A 10,577-nucleotide genomic window follows, 5' to 3' on the forward strand; every position below is an offset into this window, starting at 1 on the left:
TTTGTTTCGATTATGGGACCATCTGGTTCCGGGAAATCAACACTCATGAATATTATCGGTTGTTTAGATCGTCCAACAGAAGGCGAATATATGTTGAATGACGTGAATATCTTAACAGCAGACGAGTCAAAACTTGCCCTTATTCGTAATGAATATATCGGTTTTGTATTCCAGCATTTTAACTTATTGCCACGTCTTTCAGCGGTAGAAAATGTAGAGCTTCCACTTATCTATGGTGGTGTGAAGAAAGCTGAGCGCCGTCAAAGGGCTCTTGAAGCGCTTGGAAAAGTCGGATTATCAGACCGTGTGCATCACTTACCCAGTGAACTTTCAGGTGGACAAAAGCAGCGTGTGGCGATTGCTCGTTCCATTGCGAATGATCCAACGTTTATTATGGCTGATGAGCCAACTGGTGCTCTTGATACAAAATCAGGGGAACAAGTTATGGATATATTCACGAAGTTAAACGCAGAAGGTACGACGATTGTTATGGTTACACATGAGGAAGAAGTTGCGGCGTATTCTTCGCGCCGAATTGTGTTAAGGGATGGGAAAATTACAGAAGATAGAAGGTGTGCGGTATGAGTTTACTAGATAGTATCAAAATTGCCCTATCTTCTATTTTAGCTCATAAACTGCGCTCAGCACTTACGATGCTGGGAATTATTATCGGTGTCGGTTCTATTATTACTGTTGTTGCGATTGGGCAAGGTGGGGAAGCAATGTTAAAGTCACAAATTGCTGGTTCTGGTAATAATGTCATGCCAATCCACTTCGCTGCGGATATTAATGATCCGTATGGAATGGGAGCGAGTGAAATACCGAAAATAACGGAAGAAGACATCTTTGAAGTGAAAAAGCTCCCGGAAATTTCTCATGTCATTACAACAAATAATACGATGGAACCACTTGAAATTAATGATAAAAAAGAGATGGTTAATGTTATTGGACTAGATAGTGAGTATTTTGAAGTCAATAAGACGAAAGTAGTAAAGGGTCGCTCACTCAATGAAAACGATATTTCGCAAGGAAATAACGTGGTCATGATTAGTACGAAAATGGAAGATGAGTTGTTTAAGAAAGAGAATCCTGTTGGGAAAATTATTGAGATGAAGGGTCAACCGATGCAAATTATCGGTGTGTATAAATCAGAGAATTCGTTTATGGGAATGGGTCCTTCAGAGGCGCTAGTTCCTCTTACGTTATGGCCAACTTTATACGGAACAGATGAAATTCAAAGTATCGCTGTACAGTCAAAAAATGTAGATAGTTTGGAGACTGCCGGCAAAAAAGCAGTTGAAGTGTTAAATAGTCGTAAGCCAAGTGAGATTTCCGGTAAATACGAAATGGTGAATTTAAAAGAATTCCAAGAAGGTGTTTCGAAAGTAACAAGTATCATGACGATGATCATTGGCGGTATCGCTGGAATTTCATTAGTCGTTGGTGGTATTGGTGTAATGAACATCATGCTTGTATCCGTAACAGAGCGTACGCGTGAGATTGGGGTACGTAAAGCACTTGGAGCAACGCGCAGTAAAATCTTGCTGCAATTCCTAATTGAAGCCGTTATGTTAACGCTTCTTGGTGGATTAATTGGAATCGGCCTTGGCTACGGAGGCGCATATATTGTGTCCACATTTGCAAAATGGCCACCTCTCGTTTCATGGGAAGTTGTCGTTGGCGGTGTGTTATTCTCGATGACGCTCGGCATTATCTTCGGATTAATTCCAGCGAACAAAGCAGCGAAATTAGATCCAATTGAAGCACTTCGTTACGAATAGATTGCTAGTGTAGTAGAGGGGGCTCCTCTACTACACATACATAGTGTTCTGATGGGCGGTTCGCCGCCTCTAGTAAAGAGGATGCGAACCGCCCGTTAGAACGGGTTATATAAATACAAGGAGGTTTTTTAGAATGGAACCGAATGTTAATTCGCAAAAGGTTAGTGGAGAAAAACCATCTTTACTAGGAATGATCACATCTCCTGGCTTACAGTTTGAGAGAATGAAGAATAGTGATGCGGTATGGGGTACGTTTTGGTTAATGACCGTATTAGGTGGTGTTATGGGAACTCTTATGTCGTATTTATATTCCAAAGATCCTGCGTCCATAGCAACAAATAAGGAACTTGGATTTGATGAAGTGCCATTGGTGTTCACGCTAGGGGGAGGCTTTCTTTTTTCAGCGCTTGTTATTATAATTACATTCTTTCTTGGTGCAGTTGTGTATAAAGTATTAATGATGTTTATGAGCAATGATACTCCTTATAAAAAATTATTAACAATTACTGTATATTCTAGTGTCATTACTGTTCTTGGTGGAATTATAAATATGGTAATAGCATTTATTCTTGGTGGAAATGGGCAAGAAATGTATACAGGTTTAGGACCGGTATTTGCTTCTACTGGTGGCGTTGTACATGGCATTCTAAAACAGTTTGAGATATTTGCAATTTGGGGATTAGTGGTAACAGGATTAGGATTACATATTACGGCTGGTTTAAGTAAGAAACAAGCAACAATTCTTGTTATTGTTTTCTTCATTCTAACATTGGGATTCGGTGCAATCGGCGGTATGTTCTCGAAAGCATAATATATGACATATTAAAAAAACGGCTCATATGGAGTCGTTTTTTTTATTTTTGTATGTATTTGAAATACTAGGCCTCGTATTTCAAATTTCCTCTACAGATATTTGAAATTTCCCTATGCAGAATTTCAAATATCTCACCATGAAATCCGCTTTATCTTCTTATATTGTAAAGGTACCGCGGAATAACAAAGAGGTATACCTTTTAGAAATAGGCACGATATGAAACCGGCTACTTTTACAGAAACAGTTACGTTGTATGAAAAGATGATTAAAAATCAAATGAAGAGGCTTTGTCTGTACCGGGATTATGAAGAGTACTATCAATGCGGTTTAATTGGACTTTGGAAGGCATATGAAAAGTATGAGGAAGAGAAGGGGACTTTTTCAGCTTATGCATTCGTAACAGTGCGCGGATATTTAATAGAGAAGTTGAAGAAAGAAAGTAGATTTCAAAAGCGGCATACATTCGCTGGACAGGAAATTTTGCAAAATGTATGCGGAGCGGAAGCATCATCAGAAGTTCAGGATTATATGAGTTTGTTAGATGAGAAAGAGAAACATATTATTTACGAACGTTTTTATGTAGGAAAGAAGATGCATGAAATTGCTGAAGAGATGGGGATGACGTATCATCAAGTGAGATGGGTATATCGGCAGGCACTGGGGAAGATGCAGGCTGAGATATAGGAAATATAAAATGGAGACAAGAGGATATCTTGTCTCCATTTCGTTTATCTTGCCTTAACGGGCAGTAAGAGCCCCGCGACTGATTAAAGTTTCACTTTATGCTAGAAATCGTTATGAAAATCATCAAGCATCATTTGAGCGATTAAATTACCAGCTTTTCTCCATTGCTGTTTCATTTTGTAGCAGGTTATGGGGAGAACTGCTGTTTCTTCATTATAAAAATGTAGTATTGCTTGATTATTCACGTCTTTCTTTATTACTTTAATACCTTTGTAGAAGACCCAGATGCAATCCCAAGCGGTAGGTGATTTTGTCGGAATGGCACAAATGAATCGCCGATGATTAATTGGGATCGGTGTATTTTGTCGTAAATCCCATTTTTTAATAATTGCTTTCCGTCTGCCTTCATATGTGGAATAATTGTGTAAGATAATCAATTCTTTTATTAGTTCTAAAGGTGTCTTAGGTGAGTAGAGAATTCCTTTGGTGGTATGGATTTGAGTACGATAAAACGGATCTTCATAAGACATCATCATCATTACGGTACTAGAAATAGCATACAGATTAGCTGGATCATGCACCTGAAAAGCCTCCCTTAAAAAATATTGGTTTTTACATATTTTAGTATATAGATGGAATATAAAAACAATTTTAATTATTTGTAAATATTTGTAAATTTAATTTTACCTTGTAAATAGTAAGTTTTCTGTATAAGTTCATTTTAATTTTTTGACATATAAGTTGTTTTGCATACGAAAATGAATCTATACTTTTTTTACCTCTTAAAAAGAAAGAGTTTCTATCGCTTTTTAAGTTAGGTTTATATAATTTGCATCACTTGTACATATATATGAAAATAGAAATAGTTAGGCGGTGATAGAATATGAAACGGAAGTATATCGTTATTATGGCACTTGTTGTCCTTCTTTTCGTATATTTAGCAAGCAGCAACCCAAGTAAAGGGGAATATACAGAATGGGCAGCAAAACAATTTATGAATCGCAATGATATTAGTAAAAAATTAGCAGAGGTTGAAAAAGAAGATCCAGATGGGCTTGTTGGTGAACTTGCGACAATTGGTAAGAAGTTAGCGAAGAAATATGTAGAGCCACAAGTTGATGTGTTGATTAACCATTATACAAAGCGAAGCGATTATATTTTCTTCTCGACATATACGACAGAATTTACACTAGGGAAAGAAAATTATAAATATGTTTCAGTCGGGTTTTCTCATATTTTTATTCCGATTGAGATGCCGAAGAAAAAAGACGAAGCTGCAAAGTAATGCAGCTTCGTCTTAATCGTTTAAGGAGCAATTGTTACTTCGGATACTGTCTTTTCAACAAGGCGTGCTCCTTTTTTACGGGTATTTTCACCAAGTGATAAGAAAATTGTAGAGGAGAGAAGCGTGTCCATCACTTGGTTAATGTTTTGTTCATTCACAGGTGTAATCGGATTGTCGATAGAAAAGACAACGGTTTTTCCATCCTCTTTCAAGAAAATGAGCTCAAGTACTGTCATTTTCATTTACCTCCTTTTCATTAGAAGTTTACGGATTCGAGATGTCAGATGTGCTTAAAAGTTGAACAGCATGAAGCTTTAATTCTTGCAATGAAGCAAGTGCATGTGCAACTTCATGCACCTTTGCTACATCAGCGTTTGGTTTTACTCGTTTAAACTGTTTGTTTTTAAGAATTGCTTTCCCGTTTTTGTCTGTGCCGCCGTTTAGGACAAGGCGTAAGCTTAAATCAGTTACAATTGTTTCAATCGCCATGTTTTTCACCCCCTTTTCATCATATATATAGGGGGCAATGGTCATATTTTGGCGTGAAATTTTTTCTTTTTTTTGGTACTCTTAGAAGAATGAGAGAGGAGTTTCTACAGATGAATCGTAAAAGGTTAGTTTGGATTCCCGTTTTACTATGGATCGGGATTATTTTTTATTCTTCAGCGCAGCCGTATAAGAAGCAGGATATGCGCTCAGATATTGAACAGTACGTGAACGTAGAATTTGTGAAAGAACATTTTTCATGGGTATCCATTGATTACGGCGGAGGTACACCAGTTAGTATTGCGAATAAAGGTGTTGGCGGCTTTATTGAGTTTTTCCTGCGTAAGGGAGCTCATTTTATGGTGTTCTTTATGCTTGGAGCATTGGCATACTATGCATTGTATCGTTCAGGATGCTCGAGGAAGAGATCCTTTTTATTTGCACTTCTTTTTGTCGCTGGGTATGCAACATTCGATGAAATTCATCAATGGTTTACAGGTGACCGTACACCGATGTGGCAAGATACAGTTTTAGATACGTCGGGCGGATTGACAGGTATTATAATAAGTAATTGGTTTTGGTATAGAAAAAGGAGCTAACCTTTGGGGTAGCTCCTTTTTTTCATATATCGGTGGTTATTATACACCGAGTAGTTCTTTCAATTCGTCTGTTGATAGTTCTGTCATCCAGCTGTCACTTGTGATGATAGCGCTACTTAGCGATTGTTTACGCTCTAGCATTTCATCGATTTTTTCTTCGAGTGTACCTGTTGTAATGAGTTTATGAACGTGTACAAATCGCTTTTGACCGATGCGATAAGCGCGGTCTGTCGCTTGGTTTTCCACAGCTGGATTCCACCAGCGGTCGTAGTGAATGACATGGTTTGCGGCAGTTAAATTTAGACCTGTGCCGCCAGCTTTTAATGATAGGATGAAGATGTCGTATGTTCCATTTTGGAACTGTTCAATCATTTTATCGCGTTCTATCTTCGGCACACTACCGTTTAGGAAGAGAACACGTTGACCGAATTTCTCTTCTAATATTTTTTGTAACATATTTCCCATTCCGATATATTGGGTGAAAATTAAGCAGCTTTCATTTTGATCTTTTATATTTTCAATCAGGTCCATTAATGTTTGTGTCTTCATGGAGCGCTGCACAATATCTCTCGGTGAATCTTCTTTTAAATAAAGCGCAGGATGATTACAAATTTGCTTTAGCTTACTAAGCATCATTAGAATAAAACCGCGTCTTTCAATGCCTGTTAAGTTTTCGACGTTTTGTAGCGTGTCTTGTACGAGCTGTTCATAAAGTGATGCTTGTTCAGCTGTTAGCGGGCAGTATGCTTTCTGTTCTTGTTTTTCCGGTAAGTTTAATGCAACTGTTTGATCTTGTTTCGTCCGGCGTAGTAAGAATGGTGAGATGAACCTTTGTACTTGCTGGATTTTTGCTTCGTCACGATCTTTTTCAATCGGTGTTACGAAGCGACGCTGAAACTGACCTAGGCTTCCGAGATATCCGTGATTCAAGAAATCGAAAATAGACCATAGCTCTGCTAAACGGTTTTCCATCGGCGTACCTGTTAAAGCAATTTTATGATTTGCCCGCAATTGCCGAACAGCTCTTGATTGTTTCGTTTGCGGGTTCTTTATATTCTGCGCCTCATCGAGAATGATGGCATCCCAACATTGCGCGCTTAGCTCCTCTTCATCGAGTTGTGCTAATGCATAAGAAGTTAACACAATATCTGCATCTTGAAGGAAGTCCTTAAATGAATCACCTTTTGAGCGGTTGCTTCCATAATGTAGTTGCACTCGTAAGTTTGGCGCAAAGCGTTCAAATTCTTTCTGCCAGTTTCCAAGAACAGATGTCGGTGCTATTATGAGCGCCGGGCCTGTTTGGAGGCGGTTTTCTTTTACGTATAATAGGTAAGCAATGGTTTGAATACTTTTTCCAAGACCCATATCATCTGCTAGCAATGCTCCAAATCCGAGCTCTCGTAAATATAAGAGCCACTCTACACCATGCTCTTGGTAGGGGCGAAGTGTAGCTTGCAAGGAGGAGGATATTTGAACTTTTGGAATGTCTCCAATATGCAGTAGCTTTTGAAAGAGCTCTTCGTAATAACCATCTAGCTCAATTTCAATGTCTGTAAATGGATTGTCTTCTTCTACGATTTCTGCTTCAGCAGCGTTTGATAAGTGCTGCTGCAAGACATCCTTCATTTCAAGTCCATACTTATCTGCGCGCTTCATTAGTTTTTTCACTTCTTCAACAAAGGCAGGGTCGAGTCGCATCCATTGTCCGTTTAAATTAAAGAGTCGTTTGTTTTGTTCGACCAGGTCAAAAAATTCACTCTCTGATAGGTCGATACCATCTGTGGAAACGCGCCAGTTGAAATCGACGAGAGTGTTCATGCCGAAGAAGGATTGTGTTTGATTCGCATTCTGCTTCAGTTGAACGCGTAACTTCGGTTTTGTTGCCTTTAAATTCTGCCACCAAGATGGTAGTAGAATATCAACGCCGGTTGCTAATAATTCGTTACTTGCTTCTGTTAGGAAGCTCCATGCTTCTGTTTCATAAAGCTCAGTTCGAAAGTGATCATCTTCCTTAAGCCATGGAACGAGTTTGCCGAACCCTTCCTGCGTTTCTTGAATACGCTCTTCATAGCTATGCCATCTTTTTGGTAGTGAATCGATGCTAGTATATACATAGATCCGGTGTGCTCCGCGCTTTGTCGTAATAATCGTTTCAAGCTTCCACATTTCAAAGTCATCTTGCGGCTCTTGGAGGCGAAGACCGATTGTAAAGGGAAGGTCATCCTCAATGTAACCAATTTTTCGGAGCCAATCTTCTTCATGCATCGCTGCTGTAAGCTGTTTCTTCGTAAAATCATAGTGCTCATATAGCCTTTTTGCATCCTCCCAGCCATCACTCGAGCGCGTGTCCTGAAGAATACTTTCATTAATTGCCTGAGAGAAAAGTGATGATAGCGTATCATCTTCAGTTGAAACATTGTTCACTTTCCATGATGGGCGATCGGACCAGCTCTTCATATCAGGTATAAAGCTTCCAGTCACAAAGGCATCCCATAGTTCCTTTGCATCAGGTGTAAGTGTGGTAATGGGACCATTCATTTTCAGCCTGGCAAATGAATTCATTGGCCTGTTGGCGATATATTCAAATGCCTGGACGTTCGTTAGCATAATCCCACTTCGACCTTCATATGTAGCTTCTTTCAAGAAGGTGCCATAGAAGGAAGTCGAATGCCATGTGAAGGCATGTTGTTTCCAATCTTTTATAGGTAAGAGATTGCCGATTTCATCTTCTCCCCAAAGAAACCAACCTTGATTTACGTGCTGGAGCCGAATTGTTACTTCAGTTTGTATGATCATCGATTAATTTTCCTTTCCGGAGTTCTTCCTGTAGTGCTCTTAGGCGTGAATATGAGTTGGCGATATGGATAATGAAAGTGTGCCATTCATCTGTTCGTTTGAGCCGCTTATAGAGCATGCGTAATTTCTTTAAGTAACGGACCGCCCGGCGGTATGACTTGCGATTCCGTTCTTCAATTGCTTGTACGGCTGCGAGATGATAGAGCGGAAGAGCTGCATCTGGTGCTTCTTTTTCGATTTCTTTTAGTGGTTCTTTTAATAGTTCAATGGCTTCAAATCCGTACAAAAGATGAAGTTCTGTCCATGTATAATATTGTTTTTTTGCTAGTATATAGTGCTCGTAGTTTGTGAAGCTGTATGGCAATAGCTCTTGCAAAATCATTTCAAGACCAGCTTGTTCATTTGTGTGCGTTGCATATGTTTCATACATCATAATGAACAAACGGACGATATCTTTTATAAAAATAGGGTCGGCTTTATCTTTCATTGTGTTCTTCACTTGTTTATATGTGAAAGAAAGCCAGTTTTTGGCGCGTTCCCATTGCATAGTGCTCAGTAAATCTTCGAGCCAATCGAAATAAAGACCGACAACTTGCGCTGGTTGTGTTTCGAGCAAGTCCATAGCAGAATTGTCTTCTTGTTTTAAAAAGAATAGATGAGAAGCGGCGAGTGCTTTCGATAGTGGATGCATCTTCTCGTCAATTCGTTTTTCTTCTTCGTGTATCCAAGCTATTTTTGCTAGTAGCTCTCCCCATATATGCCGGTAAATAAAGAATCTTTCCTGTGTATAGGAGTCGGTAGAGAAGAAAATATCATGCATTCGGCGAGCTGTTTCTTGCAAAATTGGTTCACTTTCAGCTGGAATCGATTCTGACTTCAAGTCACGTACAAGTGATTCAACTTTATCGACAAAGAGACGAACAACTTGAATTGGTTGGTGATAGGAATACTTTTTGTTTGTCTCAAAGTCGCTGGCTTCTTCTAATAACTTCTGAAAGCAAAAAAGTGCGCCGTGTAATTTGAACAATTCATGAATGGCAACGATGCGCGGTGCTTTTCGTTCTAATTTCATATAAAAGTCTGTAAAGATACTCATAAGAAAATACATTTGTTTATATGAGAGCCGTGCTTGTTCTTTTTTAAATGCGCCATATTCAGATTCAAAATATGCGTGCCAACTTTTAAAATCCGTTTCTTCAAATGCAGACGATTGTAATACTTGCCTTGCTGTTCGAATCGGAGGGAGTGATGGCTTCGTTTTATTTTTAAATAATGCTAATACTTCTCCCACTTGTCCGAAGCTAGAAGCAGCAGATAGTAAAACAGCAAGCATGTGCTCACATTGCGTCGGCGCAAAGCAATCACAATAACTTTCTGCGATATCACGAATCGGAATATGAACGCTATACACGTTCCCTTCAGCGTCTACGGTGCCTGATAACGTATAGCCATCAAAATCAACGTTGTAGACAAGACCGCTGCGATATAAGTGACGAGCAGTGGCAACATGTACTTGATCGGCTTCTTGCTGCGGATCAAGTCCTTGAACAAATTCATTCGCGATCATCATAATTTCATCTTTCGTAATTGAATGTTGCAGCATAATTTTCCTCCGTACAAAAGATTTCTTTCCTCTACCATTATAAACAAAAAGCTGTGAAAACAGAAAAAATGAATTTGCGAATCATATGTTGAAATGCGAAAAGACTATCTCTTNNAAGAGATAGTCTTTTCGCATGATATATCGCCAATTCTAAAAAATACGAAAAGCTTGTACATATGGATCCTGTAGAATTCTTTCTATTAATGGAAGCATTTCTTCTTGAAATGGTATATCAATTGGAAATGGTTTTTGTGATCCTGGCTTAATCCCGTATTGCACGAACTTATACTGAACCGATTGATCGTAATTGAGCACGATTAATTTATAGCGATTGTCATCATGCTCAAGTGAAAAATCAATTGTTGTCCCATCATGATGGGGCTTTGGTGTACCAATCCAATCTATTTTTGCATTCAGGTTCATATTGTAACCTCCTTATTGTTATTATAAAAAAATAAAAGCCAGCCCTCAAATAATAAGAGGACTGGCTGAATTTTTAGCAGTAATTGATTATTTTAAAATTTTCACT

Annotated in this window: 12 protein-coding genes; 6 read left to right on the plus strand and 6 right to left on the minus strand. The window is 38.8% G+C overall.

Annotated elements, in window-relative coordinates:
* The 4 genes from CN288_RS18865 to CN288_RS18880 form a co-directional block, all read left to right on the plus strand.
* Positions 1–585 (plus strand): ABC transporter ATP-binding protein (locus CN288_RS18865; RefSeq protein WP_098962704.1); only part of this gene is annotated, 585 nt, incomplete at its 5' end.
* Complete coding sequence (locus CN288_RS18870) at positions 582–1,781, plus strand: ABC transporter permease (protein WP_026593991.1); 1,200 nt, start codon at positions 582–584, stop codon at positions 1,779–1,781. The genes CN288_RS18865 and CN288_RS18870, both read left to right, overlap by 4 nt.
* A gap of 133 nt (positions 1,782–1,914) precedes the next feature.
* Positions 1,915–2,592, plus strand: coding sequence for a Yip1 family protein (locus CN288_RS18875; RefSeq protein ID WP_098302836.1), 678 nt, complete (start codon positions 1,915–1,917; stop codon positions 2,590–2,592).
* A 219-nt stretch (positions 2,593–2,811) separates the two neighbouring features.
* Positions 2,812–3,279 (plus strand): sigma-70 family RNA polymerase sigma factor, encoded by a 468-nt coding sequence (locus CN288_RS18880; protein ID WP_026593993.1) that lies wholly within the window; start codon positions 2,812–2,814, stop codon positions 3,277–3,279.
* A gap of 101 nt (positions 3,280–3,380) precedes the next feature.
* On the opposite strand, the gene CN288_RS18885 is transcribed toward CN288_RS18880, so the two are convergent.
* Entirely contained in the window at positions 3,381–3,860 is a 480-nt protein-coding gene (locus CN288_RS18885) for a competence protein ComK (RefSeq protein ID WP_090695662.1), read from the minus strand.
* Between the two features lie 302 nt (positions 3,861–4,162).
* Here CN288_RS18885 and CN288_RS18890 point away from each other — a divergent pair, with 302 nt between their 5' ends.
* Positions 4,163–4,564 (plus strand): DUF4359 domain-containing protein, encoded by a 402-nt coding sequence (locus CN288_RS18890; RefSeq protein ID WP_098302837.1) that lies wholly within the window; start codon positions 4,163–4,165, stop codon positions 4,562–4,564.
* A 20-nt stretch (positions 4,565–4,584) separates the two neighbouring features.
* On the opposite strand, the gene CN288_RS18895 is transcribed toward CN288_RS18890, so the two are convergent.
* Together CN288_RS18895 and CN288_RS18900 are read right to left on the minus strand one after the other, a co-directional pair.
* Entirely contained in the window at positions 4,585–4,800 is a 216-nt protein-coding gene (locus CN288_RS18895) for a DUF2922 domain-containing protein (protein ID WP_026593996.1), read from the minus strand.
* A 28-nt stretch (positions 4,801–4,828) separates the two neighbouring features.
* On the minus strand, positions 4,829–5,053 hold the full coding sequence (locus CN288_RS18900; RefSeq protein WP_026593997.1) for a DUF1659 domain-containing protein: 225 nt from the start codon (positions 5,051–5,053) through the stop codon (positions 4,829–4,831).
* 110 nt (positions 5,054–5,163) lie between these two features.
* Here CN288_RS18900 and CN288_RS18905 point away from each other — a divergent pair, with 110 nt between their 5' ends.
* On the plus strand, positions 5,164–5,649 hold the full coding sequence (locus tag CN288_RS18905; RefSeq protein WP_026593998.1) for a VanZ family protein: 486 nt from the start codon (positions 5,164–5,166) through the stop codon (positions 5,647–5,649).
* Positions 5,650–5,688: 39 nt separating this feature from the next.
* Here the strand turns inward: CN288_RS18905 and CN288_RS18910 are convergent, their stop codons facing one another.
* The 3 genes from CN288_RS18910 to CN288_RS18920 form a co-directional block, all read right to left on the minus strand.
* Positions 5,689–8,445: a DEAD/DEAH box helicase gene (locus tag CN288_RS18910; RefSeq protein WP_098302838.1), complete on the minus strand. Its 2,757-nt coding sequence runs from the start codon at positions 8,443–8,445 to the stop codon at positions 5,689–5,691.
* Positions 8,429–10,048, minus strand: a complete 1,620-nt coding sequence (locus CN288_RS18915) for an SWIM zinc finger family protein (protein WP_098302839.1) — start codon at positions 10,046–10,048, stop codon at positions 8,429–8,431. The genes CN288_RS18910 and CN288_RS18915 overlap by 17 nt, the downstream gene beginning before the upstream one ends.
* Before the next feature lie 150 nt (positions 10,049–10,198).
* A complete protein-coding gene (locus tag CN288_RS18920) occupies positions 10,199–10,471 on the minus strand; it encodes a DUF3910 family protein (RefSeq protein WP_098302840.1) in 273 nt (90 codons plus the stop codon).
* Positions 10,472–10,577 lie beyond the last annotated feature (106 nt).

This window comes from Bacillus sp. AFS023182, from assembly GCF_002560575.1.
GTDB classification, from domain to species: domain Bacteria; phylum Bacillota; class Bacilli; order Bacillales; family Bacillaceae_G; genus Bacillus_A; species Bacillus_A arachidis.

What these genes read in the sequence shown, in the direction of transcription:
- CN288_RS18870 (WP_026593991.1), top strand. Translation starts at nt 582, where the DNA reads ATGAGTTTACTAGATAGTATCAAAATTGCCCTATCTTCTATTTTAGCT.
- CN288_RS18875 (WP_098302836.1), top strand. Translation starts at nt 1,915, where the DNA reads ATGGAACCGAATGTTAATTCGCAAAAGGTTAGTGGAGAAAAACCATCT.
- CN288_RS18880 (WP_026593993.1), top strand. Translation starts at nt 2,812, where the DNA reads ATGAAACCGGCTACTTTTACAGAAACAGTTACGTTGTATGAAAAGATG.
- CN288_RS18890 (WP_098302837.1), top strand. Translation starts at nt 4,163, where the DNA reads ATGAAACGGAAGTATATCGTTATTATGGCACTTGTTGTCCTTCTTTTC.
- CN288_RS18895 (WP_026593996.1), bottom strand. Translation starts at nt 4,800, where the DNA reads ATGACAGTACTTGAGCTCATTTTCTTGAAAGAGGATGGAAAAACCGTT.
- CN288_RS18900 (WP_026593997.1), bottom strand. Translation starts at nt 5,053, where the DNA reads ATGGCGATTGAAACAATTGTAACTGATTTAAGCTTACGCCTTGTCCTA.
- CN288_RS18905 (WP_026593998.1), top strand. Translation starts at nt 5,164, where the DNA reads ATGAATCGTAAAAGGTTAGTTTGGATTCCCGTTTTACTATGGATCGGG.
- CN288_RS18910 (WP_098302838.1), bottom strand. Translation starts at nt 8,445, where the DNA reads ATGATCATACAAACTGAAGTAACAATTCGGCTCCAGCACGTAAATCAA.
- CN288_RS18915 (WP_098302839.1), bottom strand. Translation starts at nt 10,048, where the DNA reads ATGCTGCAACATTCAATTACGAAAGATGAAATTATGATGATCGCGAAT.
- CN288_RS18920 (WP_098302840.1), bottom strand. Translation starts at nt 10,471, where the DNA reads ATGAACCTGAATGCAAAAATAGATTGGATTGGTACACCAAAGCCCCAT.